Below are 25,546 nucleotides of genomic sequence, written 5' to 3'. Positions count from 1 at the left end.
GCGTCACCGGTAACAAACAGCTTTGGCGGCTTCCACCACCTCGGCAACCGAAGGCAAGGCCATCTTCTCCAGATTGGCTGCGTAGGGCATCGGCACGTCCTTGCCGGATACGCGCGTAACCGGCGCATCCAGATAATCGAAAGCATGCTCCATGATGCGGGCGGCGACCTCGGCGCCGACGCCGCTCTGTTGCCACCCCTCCTCGACCGTCACCGCGCGGCCGGTCTTCTGGATCGACGCGACGATGGTCTCGGTGTCCATCGGACGCAGCGTGCGCAGATCGACCACCTCGGCCTCGATGCCTTCCTTGGCGAGCTCGTCGGCGGCCCTCAGCGAATAGGTCATGCCGTTGGACCAGGAGATGATGGTGACGTGCTGGCCCTTCCGCGCGACCCGCGCCTTGCCGATCGGCACGATATAGTCGTCGAGCTTCGGCACCTCGCCGGAATGGCCGTACAGCACCTCGTTCTCGAGGAAGATCACCGGATTGGGATCGCGGATAGCGGCCTTGAGCAGGCCCTTGTAGTCGGCGGCCGAGAACGGCGCGACCACCTTGAGGCCCGGAATGTGCGAGTACCAGGACGAATAGTCCTGGCTGTGCTGCGCAGCGACGCGGGCGGCGGCGCCGTTTGGCCCGCGGAACACGATCGAGCAGCCCATCTGGCCGCCGGACATATAGAGCGTCTTGGCGGCGGAGTTGATGAGCTGGTCCATCGCCTGCATGGCAAAGTTGAAGGTCATGAACTCGACGATCGGCTTCAGGCCCGCCATCGCCGCGCCGATGCCGATGCCGGCAAAGCCATGCTCGGTGATCGGCGTATCGATCACGCGCCGCGCGCCGAACTCCTGCAGCAGTCCTTGGCTCACCTTGTAGGCGCCCTGATATTCGGCGACCTCTTCGCCCATCAGGAAGACATCAGGATCGCGCCGCATCTCCTCCGCCATGGCGTCGCGCAGCGCTTCGCGGATGGTCTGGGTGATCATCTCGGTGCCGGCGGGCACCTCCGCCTCAGGCTCGCTGACCGCCTTCGGTGCGGCCGGCACTTTCTCTTCTGCCTTGGGCGCAGGCGCTTCGGCCTTGGCCTGCGCCGGGGGCGCCGACTCGGCGGCCTTCTCCTGCTTGGCAGGGCTGGCGGCCTTGGCGAGATCGGCGGCGCTTTCGCCGTCGGCCAGGATGGTCGCGATCGGCGTGTTGACGGCGACGTCGGCGGTGCCTTCCGGGATCAGGATCTTGCCGAGCGTGCCCTCATCGGTGGCCTCGACCTCCATCGTGGCTTTGTCGGTCTCGATCTCGGCGATGACGTCACCCGACTTGATCGGCTCGCCTTCCTTTTTCAGCCATTTGGCGAGGTTGCCCTTCTCCATCGTGGGCGACAGCGCAGGCATGAGAACTTGAATGGGCATATCGGCTCCCGGATAACTCTTTCGTTTTCAGTCTGCGCTTAGCGGTAGACGTCGGTGTAGAGCTCGGACGGATCGGGCTCGGGATCGTGCTGGGCGAAGTCGGCAGCGGCATTGACGATATCGCGCACCTCGGCATCGATCGACTTCAAGTCCTGCTCGCTGACATCGGCGGCGAGCAGACGGTTGCGGACCTGCTCGATCGGGTCTTGGTCATGGCGGACCTTCTCCACCTCCTCGCGGGTTCGGTACTTGGCCGGATCGGACATCGAGTGGCCGCGGTAGCGGTAGGTCTGCATTTCCAGGATATAGGGGCCCTTGCCGGCGCGGCACCAGGCGACCGCCTCCTCGCCTGCCGCCTTCACCGCGCGCACGTCCATGCCGTCGACCTGCCGGCCCGGGATGTTGAAGGAGATGCCGCGCTTGGAGAAATCGGTCTGCGCCGAGGACCGCGTCACCGAGGTGCCCATGGCATAGCGATTGTTCTCGATGATGTAGACTACCGGCAGCTTCCACAGCTCGGCCATGTTGAAGCTTTCATAGACCTGGCCCTGGTTGGCGGCGCCGTCGCCGAAATAGGCCAGGCTCACGAAATCGTTTTCCCGGTAACGGTTGGCGAAGGCGAGCCCGGTGCCGAGCGAGACCTGCGCGCCGACGATGCCGTGGCCGCCGTAGAAATGCTCGGCCACGCTGAACATGTGCATGGAGCCGCCCTTGCCCTTGGAATAGCCGCCGCGGCGTCCGGTCAGCTCGGCCATCACGCCCTTGGCATCCATGCCGCAGGCCAGCATGTGCCCGTGGTCCCGGTAGCCCGTTATGACCTGGTCACCCTTCTTCAGGGTCATCTGCATGCCGACGACGACGGCCTCCTGGCCGATATAGAGATGGCAGAAGCCGCCGATCGCGCCCATGCCGTAGAGCTGGCCGGCCTTCTCCTCGAAGCGCCGAATCAGCAGCATGTCGCGCAGCGCCTTGAGTTCCTGCTCCTTGGTGAATTCCGGCGGCGAGCCGTCCCCCTTCTCCTGCCCTGAGTCCTTCGTGACGCTTTTCTTGGGTGCGGCCATGGCATTTCCGGATGAGAGGGATGATTTGGCCCTCTCTATCCCAACTCAAACGGCCGTGGAAGGATTGCGTGATGTCGCACAGCAATTGCTATGCCGCAGTGCAGCGTGAATCAAAATATTGCTAGCGATTGCGTTTGTTGGGAATTTCATTGCGTGATGACGGCGCGGGCGGACCTCGCGCCGTCATCACGCCGCGGAATTAGAAGAAGCCGAGCTTCTTGGGGCTGTAGCTGACCAGGAGATTCTTCGTCTGCTGGTAGTGGTCGAGCATCATCTTGTGGGTCTCGCGGCCGATGCCCGACTGCTTGTAGCCGCCGAACGCCGCGTGCGCCGGATAGGCGTGGTAGCAGTTGGTCCAGACGCGGCCGGCCTGGATCGCCCGCCCGAAGCGGTAGCAGCGATTGGCATCGCGGCTCCAGACGCCGGCGCCGAGGCCGTAGAGCGTGTCGTTGGCGATGGCGAGCGCCTCCTCATCGGTCTTGAACGTCGTGACCGACACGACCGGTCCAAAAATCTCCTCCTGGAAGATCCGCATCCGGTTGTTGCCCTCGAACACGGTGGGCTGGACATAGAAGCCGCCTTCGAGATCGCCGCCAAGCATGGCGCGCGCACCGCCGGTCAGGAGCTTGGCCCCTTCCTTGTTGCCGATATCGATGTAGGAAAGAATCTTCTCGAGCTGCTCGTTCGAGGCCTGGGCGCCGATCATGGTGGCGGGATTGCGCGGGTCGCCCTGCTCGATCGCCGCAACGCGCTTCAGCGCCTTCTCCATGAAGCGCTCATAGATATCTTCCTGCACCAACGCGCGGCTCGGGCAGGTGCAGACCTCGCCCTGGTTCAGCGCGAACATCACAAAGCCCTCGATCGCCTTGTCGAGGAAATCGTCATCTTCCGCCGCCACGTCCTTGAAGAAGATGTTCGGTGACTTGCCGCCGAGCTCAAGCGTGACCGGGATCAGGTTCTGGCTGGCATACTGCATGATCAGCCGGCCTGTCGTGGTTTCGCCCGTGAAGGCGATCTTGGCGATCCGCGGGCTCGACGCCAGCGGCTTGCCAGCCTCTAACCCGAAGCCGTTGACGATGTTGAGCACGCCGGCAGGCAGCAGGTCGGCAATGAGCTCGATCCACACCATGATTGAGGCCGGGGTCTGCTCGGCGGGCTTCAACACCACGCAATTGCCGGCGGCCAGCGCAGGCGCCAGCTTCCAGCACGCCATCAGAAGCGGGAAGTTCCACGGGATGATCTGGCCGACCACACCAAGCGGCTCGTGAAAGTGATAGGCCACCGTGTCGTGGTCGATCTCGGCGAGGCTCCCCTCCTGCCCGCGCACGACGCCGGCGAAGTAGCGGAAATGATCGATCGCGAGCGGCACGTCGGCAGCGCGGGTCTCGCGGATCGGCTTGCCGTTGTCCCAGGTCTCGGCGATCGCGAGCCGCTCCAGGTTCTCCTCCATGCGGTCGGCGATCCGGTTGAGGATGTTGGCCCGCTCCGCGACGCTGGAGCGTCCCCAGGCGTCCTTGGCAGCATGTGCGGCATCGAGCGCGAGCTCGATGTCCTGCGCATCCGAGCGCGCGATCTTGCAGACCACCTTGCCGGTCACCGGCGAGGCGTTGTCGAAATACTTGCCCGCGCGCGGCGCGACCCATTTGCCGCCGATGAAATTGTCGTACCGCTCCGCGAACGGGTTCGTCGATGTCGTGAGGAATTCAGGCTTGTTCATGCTTCACTCCCGCTATTGTTTGATTGCTGACCATCGCCGGCTCATGCCGCGCGACGGCAGGAAAAACATGTCGGGCGGAAGCAAGGATGTCAGCGGGGTGACATCAGAACACGGCACCGACCTGTCGCAGATTTGCGACACTCGCAGCGGAGGGACCGCCGCGTTTCATTCTGGAGGACGACAGGGCTGCGTGAGCTTCCAGAAACTTCTCTCGAAGCGCAGATAAACCACAAGGACAGCGACTGCCCCCATCCAACCTCCAGATTGCCCTTACCACTCTGAATCCGTAAGAGTAGTGCTCATCAAAAAGGATTACCGGTTTGAGCACTTTAGATCCCAGTGACAGTTCTCAGCTTTCGGTTCTCGCCGAAGAGATTCGTCATTTCCGGAAGAAGAACAACTTCTCGCTCGAACAGCTCGCCGAGGCATCCGGTGTCAGCCGCTCCATGATCTCCAAGATCGAGCGCTGCGAGACGGTTCCCTCCACCGTGATCCTGTCCAAGCTGGCGGAAGCGCTGGGCGTCACGTTCTCGCAACTGATGGCGCCCGCGGTCGAACGCGAAATCGTTTATATCCCGGCCGCCCGCCAGCCGATCCTGAGGGACGAGGAATCCGGCTTCCTGCGGCGGTGTATTTCTCCCGTGCTTCCCGGGCGCGGGATCGACTGGGTGCTCAACACGCTACCGCCGGAAGCGGACACCGGAAACTTCGTGGCCCATCGTCGGGGCGTGGAGGAGTACATCTTCGTGCTGCGCGGACGGATGCGGGTCTCGATCGGCGATCAGCGCGTCAATCTCAATCAGGGGGATTCCCTTTATTTCCAGGCGGATGCCGACCATTCATTCCTCAATCTCGGCAAGACGCCGTGCGAGTATTTCCTCGTGATCGACACCGCGAAGGTACGATCGTGATCCACTGAAGTGGAAACTAATCTTCTAACCGCGACGTGATCCGCCGTGACCGATGCTGCGGCCAGAGCCGCTTTTTCAGTCACTTCGGTCAATTGATGGGCGTCGGCGCGCGGTCGCGGGCGCCTTGCCGCAATCGCATGCAGCGCCGAATTTGCGGGCTTTTTTGAGCGCCAGCAGCTTCCAAATTCATCAAAGCATTCGAGCTTGCGAAAAAGCTCAGCGTTTTCGGCGGAAGAATTCCGGCACACCGCTTGCATCCACTACTTTGGAAAAACCTCTCATAAACGGGAAATGTGTTCCCGGGGTTTTTTGAGGAGTTGGAAATGAGCATTGCTGCGACCATATCTGACACCCGAACGGCTGGCTCCAAGATGCGATCGATCGTGATTGCGAGCAGCGTCGGCACCATCATTGAGTGGTATGACTTCCTGATCTATGCGACCGCTGCGGCGCTCGTGTTCAATAAGGCGTTCTTTCCGACCATTGATCCGCTGACGGGAACGCTTGCCGCGCTCGGCACTTACGCCGTCGGCTTTGTGGCCCGCCCGCTAGGCGGCGCGCTGTTCGGGCACTTTGGCGACCGGATGGGACGCAAGTCGATGCTCGTGCTCACGATGTTCATCATGGGCCTCAGCACGTTCTGCATCGGATTGCTGCCGAACTACGCCTCCATCGGTGTGCTCGCCCCCATCCTCCTGATCCTGCTGCGCATCATTCAAGGCATCGGCCTTGGCGGCGAGTGGGGCGGCGCCTCGCTGATGGTCATCGAGCATTCGCCCGCCGACAAGCGCGGCTTCTACGGCAGCTTCGTGCAGATCGGTTTTCCCATCGGCCTGGTGCTGGCGACGCTGGTGTTTGCGCTGGCGACGAAGCTTCCCGAGGCCGACTTCCAGGCGTGGGGCTGGCGCATTCCGTTCCTGGCCAGCGTCCTGCTGCTCGCGCTAGGTACGTTCATCCGCTCGCGGGTTCCGGAGACGCCGGTCTTCGAGAAGATGAAGGCCACCGACTCGTTCTCGAAGAACCCGTTCGGCGAGGCTCTCGGCAAAAACTTCAAGACATTCCTCATCGCCGTCGGCCTGAAGCTGTCCGAAGTGTCCTGGGTCTATATGCTCACGGTGTTCGTGGTCGTGTACGCCACAACGACACTGGCGCTGCCCAAGCAGATGATGCTCGATGCGGTGATGTATGCCGCATTGTTCGAGCTGATCACGCTGCCTCTGTTCGGCTGGCTGTCGGACAAGATCGGTCGCCGCGTGTTCTTCATGCTCGGCGCAGTGTTCACCATCGCTTTCGCGTTTCCCCTGTTCTGGATGCTGGAAACCAAGAGCGTCGCCACGGTGACGCTGGCCATCATCATCGCCATGAATTTCGGGCACGGCATGATGTTCGGACTGGAATCCAGCTACTTTCCCGAACTGTTCGGGCCGCGGGTTCGCTACAGCGGCGCTTCGTTCGGATTCCAGGCGGCGGCCGCCATCGGCGGCGGATTCTCGCCGATCATCGCTACGGCGCTGGTCGGTTACTTCGGCGGCACCACGGGCGTCTCGGTGATGATGATCGGCATCGCCATCCTGACGCTGTGGGCGGCCTTTGCCGCGCGGGAAACCAAGGATGAAACTATCGGCTGAAGCGGAAAAGCTCCATGCTGTTTGGCATCTTCATCTACGACGGCGTCGAGCCGATTGATCTCGCAACCTTCGGCGTGCTGTCCATGGCACGCCGGATCGCTCCTCGCATCCGCATCTGCACCATCGCACCGAAGGCGGGCATCATCCGCCTGTCCAATGGTCTCGACGTCATCGCGCAGTTCGGCATCGACAATGCTCCGGTGTGCGATGTCGTCATCGTGACCGGCGGTCCGGGGTGGGAGCAGCAGGCCGCGTCGGAGGCAACGCTCGACTATGTCAGGCGCGTCCATGCCTCGACGCAGGTGGCCTCCGTGTGCACGGGCGGCATGATCCTCGCGGCCAGCGGCGTGCTCGACGGCATCGCCGCCACCACGAAACGCGCGGTCGTGCCGCCGGAAGTGTCGCCGCTCGGGCGGATGCGCGGCGCGTATCCGCAGATCGACGTGCAGGAAGCTCCCATTATCGACAGCGGTGCGGTGGTGACGGGCGGAGGCGTGTCGCTCTGCATCGACACCACACTGCACATCATCCAGCGCATGCTGGGTGAAGCCGTCGCCAGCGAAACCGCGCGCATCATCGAGTATCAGCGCGCACGCAAAGCCAACATGAACCGCGAGGAATTTCTCGCGGGATAGACCCCGACTCGAACGTCAGACAAAGAAAGCGAAGACCACATGACTACCAAATTCCTCGTCAGCACCGACAAGGCCGCGCCCGCGGCGGGTCCGTACTCGCAGGCCGTGCGCACCGACCAGCTCGTGTTTGCGTCCGGGCAGCTTCCGATCGATCCTGTAAGCGGGACGATTCCGGAGGGCATCGAACAGCAGACACGCCAGTCGCTCGCCAATTTGTCCGCGGTGCTGGAAGCAGGCGGCGCATCCTTCGAGAGCGTCGTCAAGACCACGGTGTTCCTGAAGAACATGGACGACTTCGCCGTGATGAACGGGATCTACGCCGAGTTCTTCAGCAATGCGCCTCCGGCGCGCTCGACCATCGAGGTCGCGCGGCTTCCGAAGGATGCGCTGGTGGAAGTCGAAGCCATTGCGCTACGCACGAAAGGATGAGCCGTGAACATGCATTCGCCAGAGCGACCGCCGCCGAAGATGATCGAGGCGTTCGCGCATCCCGCAGGTTCGATCGCCGTCACCGAAGACGGCGGCGCCACGCAGTGGCGCGGCGTCCTGCTGCACATCCACATCGCGCCAAGCGCCAGCTACGAGATGGAGGAGCTTGCCGAGGCGGAATGCGTGGTCGGACGGGGGATCGTCGGCGACCGTTACTATAGCGGTCTCGGCACCTATTCGCCGAAGCCCGATGTGCGCGAGGTCACGCTGATCGAGCAGGAAGCGCTGGATGCTATCTCCCGCAACGATCCTCCCTTGCAACAGGTGCCGATCGCGCTGGAGCCGCGCGACCACCGCCGCAATCTGACAGTGAAGGGCGTGCCGCTGAACCATCTCGTCGGGCGGCGCTTTCGCGTCGGCGACGTGATCCTGCGCGGCGGGCGGCTGAACTTTCCGTGCAAGTACCTGGAAGAGCTTTTGGGTCTGCCGGTCTTCCTCCCGCTCTACAATCGCTCCGGACTGAACTGCGGCATCGAGCGCGGCGGCATCATCCGCCCAGGCGACGAGATCGAGTTGCTCAGCCCATGACAGCACGTTTGATCATGAAGCTGCGTGTCGAGAAGCTGAGCTTCTCGACACCGGACGTTATTCATCTGACGCTCGTTCATCCCCTGCGGCCCGCTCTGCCTGAATGGAGCGCGGGTGCCCATGTGGATATGCGCCTGCCCGACGGGCGCGCGCGGCAATACTCCCTGTGTGGCGATCCGGCCGACACCGCGCGCTACGAGATCGCCATCAAACGGGAGGCGAACGGCCGTGGCGGCTCGGTGTGGGCGCACCAGACACTGAGAGAGGGCTGCGAGGTCCACATCTCCGCGCCGCGCAACAATCTTCCTCTAACGCCGGACGGCGAACGCTATGTCCTGATCGCGGGCGGGATCGGCATCACGCCGTTGCTAGCGATGGCGCGCAGCCTGAAGCAGTGGGGCAAGGCATTTACGCTCCACTATTGTGCGAGGTCGCCGTCGGAGGCGCCGCTGCTCGCTGAACTGGCGCAGGTCTGCGGCAATCACCTGCAGTGCTGGTTCTCTAAACACGGCGAACGGTTCGATCCGGCGGTGATCGGTCCGCCCAGTCCCGGCACCCACGTCTACATCTGTGGACCGCAACGGCTGCTTGATGCGGTGCAGTCGTCGCTGTCGGAATGGTCCGAGGAGCAGATTCACTGCGAACATTTCCAGATGACGGTGGATGAGAACTTCAAGCCCGAACCGTTCGAAGCCACCGTGGCGTCCACCGGGCAGCGGATTCTGGTGCCTGCGGACAAGTCGTTGCTCGATGTGCTGCGCGAGCATGATTTCCCGCTGCCGTCGTCTTGCGAGATGGGCGTCTGCGGCTCCTGCGAATGTGGCTATCGCGACGGTATTGTCCTGCATCGCGACAAGGTGTTGCCGACGTCGAAGCGGCAGGACCGGCTGATGCTATGCGTCTCGCGCGCTCGGGTGAGTGTAACATTGGAGCTGTAGTGAAGGTTCCTTCATTTCACGCGCGTCAAAGGAGCCCGACGTCGCCAGAACCGGCTCGAACACCTGCCGCCGACGACAGATCGGGTATGACATGCGCTAGGCTTCGCCGCTTCCGACCCGTAGCCGATATGTGAGGCCGCGCCGTTGACGTTGCCGCCCTCACCTTCCGTCGACCATTTCGACGAGCTGAATGAGATTGCCACATGTATCATCGAAGACAGCCATTCTGACGGGGCCAGCATCCATCGGCTGTACCGTGAATTCGACACCAAGCTGGCGCAACCGCTCGAATTCCTTTTCGAGATCATCCACCTTGAACGACGCTGCAGGAATCCCATCGTTCACGAGCGCAGATTTGTATGGCCTAACGGCAGGGTGCTCACTCGGCTCAAGCAGGAGTTCGGTTCCTTCCGGCGCCTCCTTCGACACAACAGTCAACCAGCGATGATCGCCGCCGAGCGGGATGTCGTGCTTGACGATGAAGCCCAGCTTCTCCGTGTAGAAATCCAGGGCTTTGGCCTGATCGTCAACGAAGACGCTCATGACATAGATCCTCATGTTCCACTCCCTTTTTTCGGATGTTTGTTGAGCCAGGCATCGGCTGCTTTCTGCAGAGGCGCAGTGTCGAAGCTATGCATCTTGGTGCGCCCGCTCCAATGCGGCTGGACCAGCCCAGCCCGCTCCAGCATGTCGAGGTGCTGCGAGATCGTTTGTCGCGACAGGCTTCCGCCATCCTCTGCGACCAACGAAGCGCAGATCTCAAACAAGGACTGCCCGGGACGCTTCGCCAAGCGATCAAGGATGCGGCGACGCACGGGATCGCCGAGCGCCTTGAAGACATTGTCGAGTTGGTCGTCGTCCACCCAGATCAACATGCAGCAATTTTACTGCATGCCAAGTTGCGCGTCGAAAGGGAACAGCGGCCATATGTCTCTGAGTGACGCGATGACGCGCGCAGCCTACGCTTACGCAAACGACGCTGACAGGATGCCTTTTGGCCTACCCGCGCAGATCGTTGTCATGAAGGGAAATTCGCGTCTCGCGCGCCAAGTCGATCAGAGACAGGCAAAACAGGACGAGCGCGCCGATGAACAACAGCGCGACCCCGTACTCGTGCGCCAGATCGAACATCGCGCTGACGAAAGCGACAATGATGATGAGCGCCGTGAGAATTCCCGAGACAACAGCGCAGAACAGTGCCCTGTTCAGAAGCGCGGCCCGCCGTTTGAGGCGGGGCAAATCAGCCTTGAGGAATGATTTGGAGGAATCATCGTCAGGAATGCCGTGAATAAACTGCGCGCGATCGATGATCCGGTTGATCCGGGAAACGAGCACAGAGATAAAGGCGGCGACGGCTCCAAGAAGGAACGCCGGAGCTGCGACAGTGGCGATGATACGACCGAGTTGGTCGACCGAAGGCATGACTGGCATCAAATCCGCTACACCTTGCATCGTTCGACAGGCAGTAAGGAGAGCGCGTAAGGATGCTTCCATTCATCAATTGTCTGTCCCCATCCGGAATGTGCCGCCTGGAATCCAGGTCATGCCCGGATGGTGGAAATCATGCGATAACGGTACGCGTGTCGCAAACCCGACGTTGCCCATAGGTTACTCGCAGCGAACGAGTTTCACCGTTTCAATCGATACTGCCGATTCCGGGTACGACGGTTAGGCCCAACCGCAATCAACAGCGTATCCCGCCTTCAAAGGCAGTCGCCAATCGAGCCTCATAACTTCACACTATCAGGTAGGGGGCCGACAAGAAAGCCCTGCCCGACCGTCGCATCACAGCGACGCAGTGCTGCAGCTTTGCTCCGCCGGCAGCTCCTCGGCATTCGGGTCGCCTGGGGCGGTCGCCCAGGCCAGTTCGACGAGCGTCACGATCCGCCGACCTGCACCGTCAAGCTGACAGACGATCAGGCCCTGATCCTCGATATAGGTCAGCAGACGCTGGGCGCGGCGGAGCGAGTGTGAGCCATAGGCGCGCGCGATCGCTGCATCGCTGGGGCACGGCCAGCCCTCCTTCGCCGCGCGAGCGATCATCATGAAGACGCCCTGCATATCCTCCGGCAAAATGGAGGCGCGAAGCGAGACATCCTGCCATGCGTCATCCTCGACCAGATCGGAGCCGAGCCCGGCGCGGGCGCGCGTCAGCATGCGGCGGAAGTCATTCAGATCCGGCACGGCCGAACCGAGACCCTCGATCCGGCAGCGGACCACGAACTCCTGATAGAGCACGCCGATGGCGCGGAAGCCCGCATCGGGCTCTGCCAGGACCGCGCTCAGGATCCGGTCCACCTGCTCGCGCCGCTCGGCCAGCTCCTCGTCGCTGATTGGCAGCTCGATCGCCTCGGGGCTGATATCCGGGACCGCGGACTTCGCCGCCCTGAGTTGCTCGAGAAGATCCGGCGCCGGCCGGCGCTGCGGCCGGCCAGCCTCGGGCGGCGGCGCCGCCAGGATCACGGCGCGCGCATCTTCCAGCGTCGCTTCCGGCAGCGGCAGCAGGCGCGGCGTCGCATTGCGCGCGTGGGTATCCGTCGCGCCAATGCGCAGCCCCAGCGGACGGCGGGACAGTGCCGGACCCAGCGCCATGAATTGTCCGCGCTCCAGGTCCCGGAAGGCCTCCGCCTGCCGCCGCTCCATGCCGAGAAGATCGGCGGCACGCGCCATGTCGATATCAAGGAAAGTCCGGCCCATGAGGAAATTGGAGGCCTCGGCCGCGACGTTCTTGGCGAGCTTGGCAAGTCGCTGGGTCGCGATGATCCCCGCAAGCCCACGTTTGCGGCCCCGGCACATGAGGTTGGTCATGGCGCCGAGCGAGAGCTTGCGCGCTTCGTCCGACACTTCCCCGGCGATCGCCGGCGCGAAGAGCTGCGCCTCATCCACCACCACAAGCATCGGGTACCAATGGTCGCGCTCGACGTCGAACAGTCCGCCGAGGAAGGCGGCGGCGCGGCGCATCTGGTTCTCTGCGTCCAGTCCCTCCAGATTGAGTACCGTGGAGACGCGATGGATGCGCGCCCGCTCGCCGGCAACCTGCAGGCCGCGCTCGGTATGGTCCTCGGCATCGATCACGAGGTGACCGAAACGATCGGCCAGCGTCACGAAGTCGCCTTCGGGGTCGATGATGGCCTGCTGCACCCAGGCGGCACTCTGTTCGAGCAGCCGACGCAGCAGATGGGATTTGCCGGAGCCTGAATTGCCCTGCACCAAGAGGCGGGTCGCCAGCAATTCCTCGAGATCCAGAACAGCCGGGGCGCCGGCTGTCGTGTGCCCCATCTCGATCGCAACGGTCATGTCCCGACTCAAACTCTCCTTGCGGAGAGGGGCTTATCAACCTGATCACAGCCCGTCGAGCGCCACAGGGCCAATCATCCCGTGTTCCACACAGCGTCCACCGCCAGCGCCGAATCGCGCGGTTCCGCCTTAATGCCTCTTGAGGTCGAAGCGCTTCAGCTTGCGGTGCAAGGTGGCGCGGCTGACGCCGAGCGCCTTCGCCGCGGCCGAGACATTGCCCTGTGCCCGCGCCAGCGCCCGCTGCAGGGCCGCACGCTGCGCGTCGCCGAGGTGCTCGCAGCGCCCTGCCCGGCCATCGAGCAGGTCGGCGGCCGGAACCGGCCGGAGTGCGCGGTCGGGCGGGATACCCAGGGCGAGCCGCGCCGAACGCGTGGCGCCGATCACGAGGTCGTCGCTGTCGATCGCGAGCAAGCCGCCGCCATTGGCCTCGGTCGGCGGGGTCAGCACGATCCGGGCATTCGCAAAGGCGTTGCGGAACAGCTCGGCCTCGATCCGCCGCGCCGCTTCGCCCGCCGCGAGCGCAATCAGGCTGGCAAAGGCATCAGTGCGGTCGGCGCGGCACGAGGACACATCGAGCACGCCGACGAGCCTTGCATGCTCGTCATAGATCGGGGCCGCGGTGCAGCTCAGCAGCGTGTTGCGGGTGAAGAAATGCTGTTCGCGGTCAATGGTCAGGACGCGCTGCTCGATCAGGCAGGTGCCGATCCCATTGGTACCCTCATGCTCCTCGTTCCAGATCGCCCCCGTCCACAAGCCCCACTCCTCGAAGGTGGAATCATCAGCCGCATGCCCGCGCCGTTCCAGCGGAATACCATCGTGATTGGCGAGCAGCACGCAACAGCCGGCGGCGCCCACGGCCTGGTACAGCCGATCCATGCTGGCTTGCGCCGCGCGCAATAGCGGCGCGATGCGCTCCCGCGCCTGTTGGAACTCAGCCTCGGTCAGCCGTTGCGGCGGCCGTGTGCCGGCGGGATCAAGCTGATGCAATCGGGAAGACCGTCGCCATGACGCCACCAGCGCGGATCGCGCGGCCTGGCCGGATTCGATCGCGGCTTCGACACGGGCCGCATGATGAGCGAGCTTGAGCTCTTCATCCCGCTGATACTCCTCCCTTAACCCAATAATATAGGGCCTGCGGACCATGGCTTGCTTGACCTTCGTCAAAGTCAGTCACGGTAGGAGCTGGACCGCCATCGCGGGGCTCGCCGGCGTTTGATGCGTTCTTTTTGCCCCAACGGGGGCTACTGCGCTCGAAACGCTTCCACCTTACGGCAGTTGGGACGACTCGACAATTAGAGCGTTTTCGAGCGAAGCATGCCCTCGGACTTGATCCGAGGGTGGACGCCGGTTCGCGTAAAGAAACGCGTCAAAACAAGAATCTAGAGCTTCGGTTCTGATTCAATCAGAACCGAAAAATGCTCTAGTTCGGCCTGCCGATCCGCACCAGGTCGCGCGGGCTGGCGTAATCGAGCTGGTAGCGGGCGCGCTCATCCAGCATGTCGGGGTCGAGGCTCTCGGACCGGAGCAACGCGACACGCTTCTCGCCCTCAGCGCGCTCCTTCTTCAGCCGCTGCAACTCGGAGGTCAGCGCGATGATCTCCTGGTCGAGCTCCTGCCGCGCGTTCAGGCCGTATTTGCCGGTATAGGCATTGACGCCGAAATAGCCGATCATCAGGGCCGCCATCGTGTAGAGGGCGAGCCCGGTCAGGATCGACTTGAGGCGCGTGCGGGAGACCATGCCGCAGCTTGGGACGCCGCGGTTAATGGACTCCTAAAACGAAATCACTTGTTGTGCTTTTCAACGTGGGCCGCGAACGCGTCGATATACTGCTGCAGCACCTGCCGCAGCGCGTCCTTGGTGACCTCGCCATTGGCGTCGAAGGCGTCGCCGATCGCATTCAGATAGATCTCCGGCTGCTGCAGGATCGCCCCCGTAATCCCCGGAAGAATGTTCTGCAGGTGCTTGGCGGCCAACACGCCGCCGAGCGGCCCCGGCGAATTGCTGACGATGCCGACCGGCTTGCCGTTGAACGAGCTCTTGCCATAGGGGCGCGAGCCGACATCAATGGCGTTCTTCAGCACGCCCGGGATCGAGCGATTGTATTCCGGCGTCACGAACAGGATGCCGTTCGACTGCTGCAGCTTCTCCCGGAACGCCAGCCAGTCGGCCGGAGGGTTGGCCTCCAGGTCTTGGTTGAAGAAGGAAATGCCGGCTGGCGTGATGACGTCGAGCTTCAGCGAGGACGGCGCAAGCTTGGCAAGCGCGCGAGCGATCTTCAGCGAGAAGCTCTCCTTGCGCAGGCTGCCTGCGATGGTGACGACGGTGTAGGCCATTTGGTTTCCCTTTGATCGAGGAGTTCGACGGGGGACTTAAGCCGCCACGCCGAAAAGAATGCAAGTGCATGGAACATGCAATTGCGGAAACACAGCGTTCGCGGAAATGAGCCTGGCCGGAAATGTGGCGCCCGTAGCCCGGGTGGAGCGGAACGCGCAACCCGGGGCATCTGCATCAACGTCTAGGACGGTCCCGGGTTACGCTGGCGCTTCACCCGGGCTACGACGCTACTTATTCGGATTGATCAGGAATTTCTCGCCGGTTGCGCGCTTGGCATAGATGGCGATGTTGGAAAGCGACAGCGCTTCCGGCAGCGACACCACCTGCGTGTAGTGGCTTGCAAAGGTCGTTTTGAGTTCGTCGACCACACGCTGACGCAACCTTGCGAAATCCGCCGGCGGCAGCTTCTGCAGGAAATAGGTCAGGAGCCAGCCACCGACACCCCACGCCATGCCGAAGCCGCGCGGCAATTCGACCGGTCCGGTGTCGAGGCTGCCATAGACATAGACCTGCTTGTGCACGGCCGAGCCGTAGCGGCTGTATTCCTTGGCGGTCTTGCTGATCGCGATTTCCATCGCATTGAGGATCTGGCCGGCGAGCTTGCCGCCGCCGATCGCATCGAACGCGATGGTGGCGCCAGTCTCGACCAGCGCATTGGTGAGATCGTCGATAAATGTCGGCGCGGAGGAATCGACGACGTACTTGGCGCCGATCTTGTGCAGGATGTCGGCCTGCGCCTTGTTGCGCACGATGTTGACCAGGGGAATGCCGTCCTTGAGGCAGATCTTGTTCAGCATCTGGCCGAGATTGGAGGCGGCCGCGGTATGCACCAGCGCCTTGTGGCCCTCGCGCCGCATGGTCTCGGTCATGCCGAGCGCCGTCAGCGGATTGACGAAGCAGGAGGCGCCTTCCGCAGCCGTGGTGCCCTCGGGCAGCACCAGCACGTCCTTCGCCCGCGCCAGCCGATATTGCGCATACATCGCGCCGCCGAGTAGCGCGACCGTCTTGCCGAGCAGCGCCTTCGCCGCGTCAGACGATCCGGTCTTCACGACGACGCCGGCGCCTTCGTTGCCGACCGGCATCGACTGGTCGAGCCGCGCCGCAAGCCCGCCAAGCGCCGCTTGCGGCACTTTGGCGGAGATAACCGGAAATTCCTTGGTACCGGAAGTCTTGGCGGTCGAGAGGTCGGCAGGGCCGATCAGGAGCCCGAGGTCGGACGGATTGATCGGCGTGGCCTCGACGCGGACCACGATCTCGTCCGGGCCGGGTTCGGGGGTTGGCACCTCTACAAGCGAAATTTCCAGCTCGCCGCTCTTCTTGATCAACGAACGAAGCTGAAGCCCAGTCTTGCCGTCGGATGCCATCGTACCCCTCCCTTGCCTGTTGTCCGGCCGCCTTCAGTTAGGCGGGCCGGCCGCAACAAACAAGGGCCGACGCTGCGCCGGGTGGAGCGCAAGCGTAACCCGGGGGCCGCTGGTGAACGTTGAGGCCGCGGTCCCGGGTTGCGCTCCGCTCCACCCGGGCTACGAGACCAGGTCGACGTTCGCGATCAGCGTTATGCCAACGCCTTGAAGGCCGCCCTGCCCGCGTACTTCGCCTGCTTGCCGAGCTGCTGCTCGATGCGCAAGAGCTGATTGTACTTCGCGGTCCGGTCGGAGCGCGCCAGCGAGCCGGTCTTGATCTGTCCGCAATTTGTAGCGACCGCGAGATCGGCGATGGTGGAGTCTTCCGTCTCGCCGGAACGGTGCGACATCACCGAGGTGTACGCGGCCTTGTTCGCCATCTCGATCGCGGCAAGCGTCTCCGTGAGCGTGCCGATCTGGTTCACCTTGATCAGGATCGAGTTGGCGCGACCATTCTTGATGCCGTCGGCAAGCCGCGTCACATTGGTGACGAAGAGATCGTCGCCGACGAGCTGGCACTTGCCGCCGATCAGATCGGTCAGCTCCTTCCAGCCCTCCATGTCGTCTTCGGACATGCCGTCCTCGATGGTGACGATCGGATAGCGCGAAACCAGATCGGCGAGATATTTCGCCTGCTCGGAGCGCGAGCGCGTCTTGTTCTCGCCGCCATAGACGTACTTGCCGTCCTTGAAGAATTCGGTGGAGGCGCAGTCGAGCCCGAGCATGACGTCATCGCCGGCCTTGTAGCCGGCCTTGCCGATCGCGTTCATGATGAAATCGAGCGCAGCGTCCGCGGTCGGCAGGTTCGGCGCGAAGCCGCCCTCGTCGCCGACATTGGTGTTGTGGCCGGCCTTCTTCAATTCGCCGCGCAGCGTGTGGAAGATTTCCGAGCCGCAGCGCAGCGCGTCGGCGAAGGTTTCCACGCCGACCGGCAGGATCATGAATTCCTGGAAGTCGATCGGGTTGTCGGCATGCACGCCGCCATTGATGATGTTCATCATCGGCACCGGCAAGGTCCGCGCCGAGGTGCCGCCGACATAACGATAGAGCGGCATGTCGAAGGATTCGGCGGCCGCCTTGGCGCAGGCGAGCGAGACGCCGAGGATGGCGTTGGCACCAAGCCGGCTCTTGTTCGGCGTGCCGTCGAGCTCGATCATGATCTGGTCGATCCGGACCTGGTCCTCGACCGCGTGGTCGCTGAGCGCCTCGAATATCTCGCCGTTGACGGCGCCGATCGCCTTCTGCACGCCCTTGCCGAGATAGCGCGCCTTGTCGCCGTCGCGCAGCTCGACGGCCTCATGCGCCCCGGTGGAGGCGCCCGACGGCACCGCGGCGCGGCCCACCGCACCGTCTTCCAGCACCACATCGACCTCGACCGTGGGATTGCCGCGGCTGTCGAGAATTTCGCGGCCGATGATGTCGACGATAGCGGTCATGATGTGCACTTCCTCAGGTGTGGTTCTGGTCGGATGCGCTGCGTCATACACGGCAAGCAGGCAAATGTGAACGCTCACGCTTTGGCACGCATCTGACGCGGCAATGTGGTAGGTTTATGCTGATCTTCGCGTTTCAACCCATTGTTTCACAAAGCCGGGGTAACGCAATGAATCGTCGCAAGTTTCTCGCTTCGAGCGCCGCCGCAATCTTGGCCACGCCCACAGTGTTGCGCGGGGCCCGCGCCCAAGAGCCTCAGGCGGGCGCGTTCCCGGTGAAATATTTCCCGGTAGCCCGCGGAATGGGTTCGCGCGACGTCACGCCCGCCCCTGACGGCACGATCTGGTTCTGCGGACAACGCAATGGGAAGCTCGGCCGACTCGATCCGCGGAACGGCGCCTACAAGCTGATCGATCTCGGACAGGGCGCCGCACCTCACGGGGCCATCCTCGGCCCGGATGGCGCGCCATGGATCACCGAAGGTGGGCAGAATGCGATCGCCCGTGTCGACCCCGACGATCACAAAGTGAGGCTGTTTCCGCTGCCCGAAAAATTCGCCTATGCCAACCTCAATACCGGCGTGTTCGATAAAAGCGGAATCTACTGGTTCACCGGTCAGTCCGGCTACTATGGCCGGCTCGATCCCAAATCCGGTGAGATGAAGATATTCGAGGCGCCGAGAGGCGTCGGCCCCTACGGCATCACGGTCACGCCGAAGGGCGATGTCTGGTACGCCTCGCTCGCAGGGAGCCACATCGCCCGGATCGATCTCGCGACAGGGCGAGCGAGCGTAGTCGAGCCGCCGACGCCCAAGCAAGGCGCGCGGCGGATCTGGTCGGATTCACGGAGCCGCCTGTGGATCAGCGAATGGAACAGCGGCCAGGTGTCGATGCACGATCCCGCCGAGGGCTCCTGGAAGGCCTGGAAACTGCCGGGCGAGAATCCGCGCACCTATGCGGTCTATGTCGATGACAAGGACAAGGTCTGGCTCACCGATTTCTCGGCGAACGCGATCGTGCGCTTCGATCCGGTGACGGAGACGTTTCGCTCGTTCCCGAGCGACAAGCCCGGCGCGAATGTGCGGCAGCTCGACGGCCGGCCGGGCGAGACCTGGGGCGGCGAATCCGGCAACGACCGTCTCGTCATGATTCAAACGACGGCGCCGGCATAGGACGCAAACCTGCCGGTGCTCGTCGGCGATCTGACGCGCCTGCGCCCTCCCCTTGACGGTTGACGAACAACCTCGCTTGCGTCCATGTCAGCGCTCCCCGAAGGACAGATTTCATGGCGCAAAGATCCCTGCAGCTCGGCCGTGCCGTCAAATGGCCCGACACCCCGGACAAGGCCGTGCTCGACCGCGTGCCCAATCCGCAGGTAGGCACCGATTACCTGGTGCGGTTCGCCGTGCCGGAATTCACCTCGATCTGCCCGGTGACGGGCCAGCCGGATTTCGCGCATCTGGTGATCGACTACGTGCCGGGCCGCTGGCTGCTCGAGTCCAAATCGCTGAAGCTCTACGCCGCGAGCTTCCGCAATCACGGCGCCTTCCACGAGGACTGCACGGTGATGATCGGCAAGCGGATCGCAAGCGAGATCAAGCCGAAATGGCTCCGCATCGGCGGCTACTGGTATCCGCGCGGCGGCATTCCGATCGACGTATTCTTCCAGACCGGCCGTCTGCCCAAAGGCGTGTGGGTGCCCGACCAGGGCGTCGCGCCCTACCGCGGGCGGGGCTGAATCGGGACTGTCTCCGCGCAATAGCTCGGACTCCCTCTGCCGCTTGCGGGAGAGGGAGCGCAGCATCCATCGCCGATGCAATTCGACCTGATCTCATCATGCTCTACGCCGCGACGTCAGGGCGCCCCGCGGCGTCCGCCGGAATCCTCTGCTTCAGCAATTTGGCGCAGGCCAGTCCCAGCGCGATCATGATTGCCGCTGATGTGAGCAAGGTCGGCACCTTGCCGGCATGCGCGAGGCCGAAGCCATAGGCGATTGGGCCCACGGTCTGGCCCATGAAGAAAAAGAACGAATGCAGGGACATCGCGGTCGCGCGCGCCTCCACCGACAGCTCGCTGGCGAATACCTGCAGGCAGCCATGGATCATGTAGAAGCCCCAGCCCATCGCCAGCAGGCTCAGCGCCTGCACCTTCCAGCCGGGACTGAACGCGACGGCCACTAGCTGGACGGCGACCAGCGTCGCGCCTGCGATCATCATGCCCTTGACGCCGAGCCGTGGCAGAAAGCGCGATACGGTCATGGTGTAGAACAGCCCGCCCACCGCGAACCCCGCGATGACGATGCCCGCGATCGACAGCGAAGTTTCACCGAGATCGAACAGGAACGACGCCACGAATGGAAACAGCCCGAGCACGCAGCAGCCTTCGATGAAGACTGCGGAATAGCAGACGGGCGCGTTTGGATTGGTGAAGATGGTGCGGTAGCCCTGCTTCAAAGCGGAAAAGCTCGTCTTGGGCGGATGCGCGAGCTTCGCGCCACGGAAGCCGGCGAGCACCGCAAGCGAAGCTAGAACGACGAGGGCGCCGAGCACGGCGAGCACGCCGCGCCAGCCGAGAAAATCGCCGATCAGGCCGGAGGCCGAAGCGCCCAGCAGGTTGCCGGTCATGGCGCCCGCAAGCGTCCGCCCGATTGCGACCTGCCGCTTGTCGGGCGCCACGAGATCGCTGGTCAGGCCGAGCGCGATCGGAAACACGCCGCCGGAGCCGATGCCGGCGAGGATGCGAGTGGCGAACAGCATCGAGAAGGATGTCGACAGCGCGCCGAGAATGTTGGCGAGCCCGAGCAGCACGAGACAGATGATCATCAGCCGCGCCTTGCCGAACAGGTCGGCGGCGGCGCCCAGCAGCGGTTGGACGATGGCGAAGGTGAAGGCGAACACCGCGGCAAAACTTGCGGCGGTGGCGATGCTGACGCTGAACTCGTCGGCGACATGCGGAAGCACCGGATCGAGCGCACGCGCCGAAAGACTCGCGGCAAAGGTCGCGATCGCAATGATGTTGAGCGCCGGCGGCAGGCGGCCAGTTGCGGTCACGCGTTTCGCACCCGCCCGCTCAACGCGCCGCCTTCTTGGCCAGCGCGTCGAATTGCATCAGCGTCCTGACCAGCCCCTCGAACTCGCGGAGCGGCACCATGTTCGGCCCGTCGGATGGGGCGCGATCGGGATCGGGATGGGTCTCGATGAAGACGCCGGCAACGCCGACCGCAACGGCCGCGCGCGCCAGCACGGGGACGAATTCGCGCTCGCCGCCCGAGGATGCCCCCTTCCCGCCCGGTTGCTGCACCGAATGGGTGGCGTCAAAGATAACAGGCGCGCCGGTGGTGCGCGCGAGGATCGGCAGCGCGCGCATGTCGGAGACCAGCGTGTTGTAGCCAAAGGACGCGCCGCGCTCGGTCACCAGCACGTTCGGGTTGTCGGCGCTAGTGAGTTTTGCAACCACGTTGGCCATGTCCCACGGCGCCAGGAACTGGCCCTTCTTGACGTTGACGACCTTTCCGGTTGCGGCGGCCGCAAGCAGCAGATCGGTCTGCCGGCAGAGGAAGGCCGGAATCTGCAGCACGTCGACCGCCGGCGCAACCTCCGCGCATTGCGCGGGCTCGTGCACGTCGGTCAGGACAGGCAGGCCGAGCGAGGACCGGATCTCGGCAAAGATCGGCAGCGCCTGCGCCAGCCCGATGCCGCGCGCGGCGGATGCGCTGGTGCGGTTGGCCTTGTCGAAAGACGTCTTGTAGACCAGCCCAACGTTCAGCCGACCTGCGATCTCCTTCAGCGCGCTGGCTACCTCCAGCGCATGCGCCCGGCTCTCGAGCTGGCACGGCCCGGCGATGATTGAGATCGGCAGATCGTTGCCGAACTTGACCGGGCCGACATTGACGATGGGAGCCGCCGAGATCTTGGCGTTCAAGGGTGTGTCCTTTCCGTTTCGCGCGGACCATGCCGATCCGCGACACCAGGATCAACCCGTATTGCCCCCGGGAATATCAGGGTTGCACTGAGTCTCACTTCAGCGCGGAGAATGTGGTCGGCACCAGCAACTGGTTGACGATATTGCCGACGATCTGGCCATCCTCTTCGGTCTTGGCCCGCGCCGAAATCCACTCCGGATCGGTCTGGAACGCCGTCCATTTCTTTTCGCGATCGGCAAGCGATTCCCAAGCCAGGATGTAGGTCAGCTCCTGATTGGATTCGCCGACCAGCGTTGTGAAGAAACCGACCTGCTTGATACCGTGCTTCTCCCACAGCTTGAGCGTGATGGTGTCGAAGCGCTTGAGCAGTGCCGGCAGCCGGCCCGGCAGGCAGCGATAGATGCGGGTCTCATAGATCATTCGGCAGTCCTCCCTATTCTTGTGTGCTTGGCGTGGCAGTTATAGCCGCTACCAGGAAGACTGTCTTGATCGGGCCATGCACGCCCCGCAGCGGCGCGCGCATAACTATGCCACCCTACGCCTGTCATTCGGGGGCGCGCGCTGCGCGAGCCCGGAATCCATTTGTCCATGTAATCTGCGGCCCGATAGATTCCGGGCCTGCGCCTTCGGCGCATCCCGGAATGACGGCCTAGACCAGCCGCGATTGCGCCATCGCCGCCTGGATGAACGAGGCAAAGAGCGGATGCGGCTCGAACGGGCGCGACTTCAATTCGGGGTGGAATTGCACACCGATGAACCAGGGATGGTCCTCGTATTCGACGATCTCCGGCAATACGCCGTCGGGTGACAGACCCGAGAAGCGCAGGCCGTGCTGCTCGAGCCGGTCCTTGTAGGCGGTATTGACCTCGTAGCGGTGGCGATGGCGCTCGGAGATTTCGGTGGCGCCGCCATAGACTTCGGAGACGCGGCTGCCGCGCTTGAGGACTGCCGGATACGCGCCGAGCCGCATGGTGCCGCCGAGATCGCCAGCCTGCGACCGCCTCTCCAGTTCGTTGCCGCGCAGCCATTCCGTCATCAGGCCAACCAAGGGCTCAGGCGTCGGGCCGAATTCGGTGGAATTGGCCTGCTCGATGCCGACCAGATTGCGCGCGGCCTCGATCACCGCCATCTGCATGCCGAAGCAGATGCCGAAATACGGCACGTCGCGCTCGCGGGCGAATTGCGCCGCCCGGATTTTCCCTTCCGCGCCGCGCTGGCCAAAGCCGCCGGGCACCAGGATGCCGTTGACGTGCTCGAGGAACGGCGCGGGATCCTCGTTCTCGAACACCTCACTCTCGATCCAGTCGAGATTGACCTTCACCTTGTTGGCGATGCCGCCATGGGAGAGCGCCTCGATCAGCGACTTATAGGCATCCTTCATCCCGGTATATTTGCCGACGATCGCGATCGTCACGGCGCCCTCGGGATTGCGGACGCGCTCGTTGATGACGTGCCAGCTCTGCAGCGCCGGTGGAATCTTCGGCGCGATCCCGAACGCGGCCAGCACCTCGTCGTCGAGGCCGGCGGCGTGATAGGCCTCGGGCACGGCATAGATGTTGTCGACGTCGCGCGCCTCGATCACGGCACTTTCGCGCACGTTGCAGAACAGCCCGAGCTTGCGCCGCTCCTCCTTCGGAATCTCGCGGTCGGTGCGGCAGAGCAGGATATCCGGCTGGATGCCGATCGAGCGTAGTTCCTTCACCGAATGCTGGGTCGGCTTTGTCTTGAGCTCGCCCGCACTTGGGATGTACGGCAAAAGCGTCAGATGAATGTAGACCGCATGATCGCGCGGCAATTCATTCTTGAGCTGACGGATCGCCTCGAAGAACGGCAGCCCCTCAATGTCGCCCACCGTGCCGCCGATCTCGACCAGGACGAAATCATAGGCGTCGTTGCCGTCGAGCACGAATTCCTTGATCGCGTTGGTCACGTGCGGGACCACCTGGATGGTGGCGCCGAGATAATCGCCGCGCCGTTCCTTCGAGATGATGTCCTGGTAGATGCGCCCGGTGGTGATGTTGTCGGCCTTGGTCGCCGGCCGTCCGGTGAAGCGCTCGTAATGGCCGAGATCGAGATCGGTCTCGGCGCCGTCGTCGGTCACGAACACTTCGCCGTGCTGGTACGGCGACATCGTTCCGGGATCGAGGTTGAGATAAGGATCGAGCTTGCGGAGGCGGACCTTGTACCCGCGTGCCTGCAGCAGGGCACCGAGTGCCGCTGAAGCCAGACCCTTGCCGAGTGAGGAGACCACGCCGCCGGTGATGAATATGTACCGCGCCATGGGGCCTAACCTCTATCTCGACGAGGGCGATTCGCCAAAATGATTCGTGTCCTCCCGGCAAACTTGTTGCCGGGCTGTGAGTGACGTGAATTTTACTGCTTAGTCAGAGCGTTAATGGCGATTCCTGACGGAGGATGCCAGTCCTGCACCCTGCATAGCCACCCCGCATTATTGCGAGCGCGGCGCCTGCGGGCCGCCGGCGGGGGCCTGCTGGCCCTGCTGTTCGTCGGCCTTCTTCAGGGAATCCAGGATGCCGCCCGAGGTCGGCGGCGTGATCGGCGCGCCGCCCGCGGGCTGCTGCGTCGGCGCCGGGGCGCCGGTGCCGAGGACAGAGGTCGGCTGGCGGCTGAGGCCGGCATGCCAGGACAGAAACAGGCTGGTCGCAAAGAACAATACCGCCAGGACCGCGGTGGTCCGCGTCAGCAGGTTCGCGGTGCCGCGGCTCGACATGAAGCCCGCCCCCCCACCCATGCCAAGGCCGCCGCCCTCGGATTTCTGCAGCAGCACGGCCCCGATCATCACGGCGACGATCATGAGGTGGATGACGATGACGACAGTCTGCATTGTGACCTTCCGTCGCAAGCCTAGAAGCGCCGGGTTCCGGCGGCTCACACGGCTATCAGCGGGTTTTCCTGAAGTTGCGCGGTGTTACACGATCGGGACCGGCAACGCCACCCCAATAACCGCCGCAATCTAGCTAGGGAGCGCCCGCCGCGGTCGCAAGGAAATCGGCTGCCTTCAGGCTGGCACCGCCGACCAACGCGCCGTTGACATTGGCAACGCCCAATAGCTCGGCCGCATTCGAGGGTTTTACGGAGCCGCCATAGAGAATCCGGACATTTACGCCCTCTCCTTTGAAGCGTTCCGTCAAGAACCCCCGGATAAACTTATGAACTTGCTCGACATCCTGCACCGTCGGGGTCAGCCCGGTACCGATCGCCCAGACCGGCTCGTAGGCGACCACCAAATTGGCCGCGGTCGAACCGTCCGGCAGCGAGCCCTTGAGCTGGGTGCCGCAGACATCCAGCGCCCGCCCGGCATCGCGCTGCTCGCGGGTCTCGCCGATGCAGACGATCGCGGTGAGGCCTGCGCGCCAGGCAGCTTCGGCCTTCTGGCGGACCAGCGCATCGGTCTCGCCATGGTCGGCGCGGCGCTCGGAATGGCCGACGATGATGGCGCTGGCGCCGGCATCCGCCAGCATTTCCGCCGAGATGTCCCCGGTATGGGCTCCGGAGGCCTTGGGATGGCAATCCTGGGCCCCGACCACGACCTTCGAGCCACGGGCCTTGTCGGCGAAAGCGGCAATCAAGGTCGCCGGCGGGCAGACCAGGAGATCGGCCTTGCCGGCCAGCGCGCCGGCCCCCGCCAGCATGGCGTCGAATTCGCCGATGGAGGCTTTCAGGCCGTTCATTTTCCAATTGCCGGCGATCAGCGGCCGGATGGCGTCGGTCATGGCAGGATTCCCGAGAAATGGTGGTCGACATGCGCTAGGTCGTGTGGACAGTTACCTTATCCAGAGCAGAGTAGCGGCAATGGTGACAACGGCGAAGTAGTTTCGCGCGGT

At 63.6% G+C, this 25,546-nt stretch carries 26 protein-coding genes; 8 read left to right on the top strand and 18 right to left on the bottom strand.

Annotation, left to right across the window (positions count from 1 at the left end; translation table 11 throughout):
* Positions 1 to 3 precede the first annotated feature (3 nt).
* From AC5ZGW_RS20850 to adh, 3 genes are all read right to left on the bottom strand, one after another.
* Positions 4 to 1,404 (bottom strand): pyruvate dehydrogenase complex E1 component subunit beta, encoded by a 1,401-nt coding sequence (locus tag AC5ZGW_RS20850; protein ID WP_130229881.1) that lies wholly within the window; start codon positions 1,402 to 1,404, stop codon positions 4 to 6.
* Positions 1,405 to 1,442: 38 nt separating this feature from the next.
* The gene (gene pdhA, locus AC5ZGW_RS20845) at positions 1,443 to 2,465 is read right to left on the bottom strand and encodes a pyruvate dehydrogenase (acetyl-transferring) E1 component subunit alpha (RefSeq protein WP_028167546.1); all 1,023 of its coding nucleotides are present in this window, start codon (positions 2,463 to 2,465) and stop codon (positions 1,443 to 1,445) included.
* Between the two features lie 199 nt (positions 2,466 to 2,664).
* Positions 2,665 to 4,182, bottom strand: a complete 1,518-nt coding sequence (gene adh, locus AC5ZGW_RS20840; RefSeq protein WP_130229882.1) for an aldehyde dehydrogenase — start codon at positions 4,180 to 4,182, stop codon at positions 2,665 to 2,667.
* Between the two features lie 320 nt (positions 4,183 to 4,502).
* Here adh and AC5ZGW_RS20835 point away from each other — a divergent pair, with 320 nt between their 5' ends.
* The 6 genes from AC5ZGW_RS20835 (at position 4,503) to AC5ZGW_RS20810 (ending at position 9,311) form a co-directional block, all read left to right on the top strand.
* On the top strand, positions 4,503 to 5,093 hold the full coding sequence (locus AC5ZGW_RS20835; RefSeq protein WP_245475073.1) for a helix-turn-helix domain-containing protein: 591 nt from the start codon (positions 4,503 to 4,505) through the stop codon (positions 5,091 to 5,093).
* 323 nt (positions 5,094 to 5,416) lie between these two features.
* On the top strand, positions 5,417 to 6,721 hold the full coding sequence (locus tag AC5ZGW_RS20830) for an MFS transporter (protein WP_130229884.1): 1,305 nt from the start codon (positions 5,417 to 5,419) through the stop codon (positions 6,719 to 6,721).
* A 14-nt stretch (positions 6,722 to 6,735) separates the two neighbouring features.
* On the top strand, positions 6,736 to 7,356 hold the full coding sequence (locus AC5ZGW_RS20825) for a DJ-1/PfpI family protein (RefSeq protein ID WP_130229885.1): 621 nt from the start codon (positions 6,736 to 6,738) through the stop codon (positions 7,354 to 7,356).
* A gap of 39 nt (positions 7,357 to 7,395) precedes the next feature.
* Positions 7,396 to 7,785 (top strand): RidA family protein, encoded by a 390-nt coding sequence (locus AC5ZGW_RS20820; protein ID WP_130229886.1) that lies wholly within the window; start codon positions 7,396 to 7,398, stop codon positions 7,783 to 7,785.
* 9 nt (positions 7,786 to 7,794) lie between these two features.
* Positions 7,795 to 8,373, top strand: a complete 579-nt coding sequence (locus AC5ZGW_RS20815; protein WP_130229892.1) for an MOSC domain-containing protein — start codon at positions 7,795 to 7,797, stop codon at positions 8,371 to 8,373.
* Positions 8,370 to 9,311 carry a PDR/VanB family oxidoreductase gene (locus tag AC5ZGW_RS20810; RefSeq protein ID WP_130229887.1) on the top strand — a complete coding sequence of 314 codons (942 nt, stop codon included), beginning with the start codon at positions 8,370 to 8,372 and terminating at the stop codon, positions 9,309 to 9,311. The genes AC5ZGW_RS20815 and AC5ZGW_RS20810 overlap by 4 nt, the downstream gene beginning before the upstream one ends.
* Before the next feature lie 159 nt (positions 9,312 to 9,470).
* On the opposite strand, the gene AC5ZGW_RS20805 is transcribed toward AC5ZGW_RS20810, so the two are convergent.
* The 9 genes from AC5ZGW_RS20805 to eno all read right to left on the bottom strand — a co-directional run bounded on the left by AC5ZGW_RS20805 (position 9,471) and on the right by eno (position 17,782).
* Entirely contained in the window at positions 9,471 to 9,854 is a 384-nt protein-coding gene (locus AC5ZGW_RS20805) for a VOC family protein (RefSeq protein WP_283813329.1), read from the bottom strand.
* Between the two features lie 11 nt (positions 9,855 to 9,865).
* Positions 9,866 to 10,186, bottom strand: coding sequence for an ArsR/SmtB family transcription factor (locus AC5ZGW_RS20800; protein ID WP_130229889.1), 321 nt, complete (start codon positions 10,184 to 10,186; stop codon positions 9,866 to 9,868).
* A gap of 124 nt (positions 10,187 to 10,310) precedes the next feature.
* Positions 10,311 to 10,733, bottom strand: coding sequence for a DUF2721 domain-containing protein (locus AC5ZGW_RS20795; RefSeq protein WP_245475074.1), 423 nt, complete (start codon positions 10,731 to 10,733; stop codon positions 10,311 to 10,313).
* Between the two features lie 363 nt (positions 10,734 to 11,096).
* Positions 11,097 to 12,608 carry a helicase HerA domain-containing protein gene (locus tag AC5ZGW_RS20790; RefSeq protein WP_130229891.1) on the bottom strand — a complete coding sequence of 504 codons (1,512 nt, stop codon included), beginning with the start codon at positions 12,606 to 12,608 and terminating at the stop codon, positions 11,097 to 11,099.
* Between the two features lie 129 nt (positions 12,609 to 12,737).
* A complete protein-coding gene (locus AC5ZGW_RS20785; protein ID WP_496113955.1) occupies positions 12,738 to 13,772 on the bottom strand; it encodes a GAF domain-containing protein in 1,035 nt (344 codons plus the stop codon).
* A 256-nt stretch (positions 13,773 to 14,028) separates the two neighbouring features.
* Positions 14,029 to 14,346: an FtsB family cell division protein gene (locus AC5ZGW_RS20780; RefSeq protein ID WP_130230352.1), complete on the bottom strand. Its 318-nt coding sequence runs from the start codon at positions 14,344 to 14,346 to the stop codon at positions 14,029 to 14,031.
* A gap of 44 nt (positions 14,347 to 14,390) precedes the next feature.
* Positions 14,391 to 14,942, bottom strand: a complete 552-nt coding sequence (locus tag AC5ZGW_RS20775; RefSeq protein WP_130230354.1) for an NADPH-dependent FMN reductase — start codon at positions 14,940 to 14,942, stop codon at positions 14,391 to 14,393.
* Positions 14,943 to 15,170: 228 nt separating this feature from the next.
* On the bottom strand, positions 15,171 to 16,307 hold the full coding sequence (locus AC5ZGW_RS20770) for a zinc-binding dehydrogenase (protein ID WP_130230356.1): 1,137 nt from the start codon (positions 16,305 to 16,307) through the stop codon (positions 15,171 to 15,173).
* 191 nt (positions 16,308 to 16,498) lie between these two features.
* Positions 16,499 to 17,782 carry a phosphopyruvate hydratase gene (eno, locus tag AC5ZGW_RS20765; RefSeq protein ID WP_130230358.1) on the bottom strand — a complete coding sequence of 428 codons (1,284 nt, stop codon included), beginning with the start codon at positions 17,780 to 17,782 and terminating at the stop codon, positions 16,499 to 16,501.
* A 167-nt stretch (positions 17,783 to 17,949) separates the two neighbouring features.
* Between eno and AC5ZGW_RS20760 the strand changes: the two genes are divergently transcribed.
* Together AC5ZGW_RS20760 and queF are read left to right on the top strand one after the other, a co-directional pair.
* Entirely contained in the window at positions 17,950 to 18,951 is a 1,002-nt protein-coding gene (locus tag AC5ZGW_RS20760) for a Vgb family protein (protein WP_130230360.1), read from the top strand.
* A gap of 113 nt (positions 18,952 to 19,064) precedes the next feature.
* Positions 19,065 to 19,517 (top strand): preQ(1) synthase, encoded by a 453-nt coding sequence (gene queF / locus AC5ZGW_RS20755; protein WP_130230362.1) that lies wholly within the window; start codon positions 19,065 to 19,067, stop codon positions 19,515 to 19,517.
* Between the two features lie 103 nt (positions 19,518 to 19,620).
* Here queF and AC5ZGW_RS20750 read toward each other — a convergent pair whose 3' ends face one another.
* The 6 genes from AC5ZGW_RS20750 to tpiA all read right to left on the bottom strand — a co-directional run bounded on the left by AC5ZGW_RS20750 (position 19,621) and on the right by tpiA (position 25,435).
* The gene (locus AC5ZGW_RS20750) at positions 19,621 to 20,829 is read right to left on the bottom strand and encodes an MFS transporter (RefSeq protein WP_130230364.1); all 1,209 of its coding nucleotides are present in this window, start codon (positions 20,827 to 20,829) and stop codon (positions 19,621 to 19,623) included.
* A 19-nt stretch (positions 20,830 to 20,848) separates the two neighbouring features.
* A complete protein-coding gene (kdsA, locus tag AC5ZGW_RS20745) occupies positions 20,849 to 21,700 on the bottom strand; it encodes a 3-deoxy-8-phosphooctulonate synthase (RefSeq protein ID WP_130230366.1) in 852 nt (283 codons plus the stop codon).
* Between the two features lie 94 nt (positions 21,701 to 21,794).
* On the bottom strand, positions 21,795 to 22,121 hold the full coding sequence (locus AC5ZGW_RS20740; RefSeq protein WP_130230368.1) for an NIPSNAP family protein: 327 nt from the start codon (positions 22,119 to 22,121) through the stop codon (positions 21,795 to 21,797).
* A gap of 229 nt (positions 22,122 to 22,350) precedes the next feature.
* The gene (gene pyrG / locus AC5ZGW_RS20735; protein WP_130230370.1) at positions 22,351 to 23,982 is read right to left on the bottom strand and encodes a CTP synthase; all 1,632 of its coding nucleotides are present in this window, start codon (positions 23,980 to 23,982) and stop codon (positions 22,351 to 22,353) included.
* 168 nt (positions 23,983 to 24,150) lie between these two features.
* Positions 24,151 to 24,546 (bottom strand): preprotein translocase subunit SecG, encoded by a 396-nt coding sequence (gene secG, locus AC5ZGW_RS20730; protein ID WP_028167524.1) that lies wholly within the window; start codon positions 24,544 to 24,546, stop codon positions 24,151 to 24,153.
* A 133-nt stretch (positions 24,547 to 24,679) separates the two neighbouring features.
* Complete coding sequence (tpiA, locus tag AC5ZGW_RS20725) at positions 24,680 to 25,435, bottom strand: triose-phosphate isomerase (RefSeq protein WP_130231962.1); 756 nt, start codon at positions 25,433 to 25,435, stop codon at positions 24,680 to 24,682.
* Between the last annotated feature and the right edge of the window lie 111 nt (positions 25,436 to 25,546).

It is taken from the genome of Bradyrhizobium sp. Crot121 (assembly GCF_059512385.1).
Note: the sequence above shows the minus strand (reverse complement) of the source record. Positions and strands in the feature narration are given on the sequence as shown.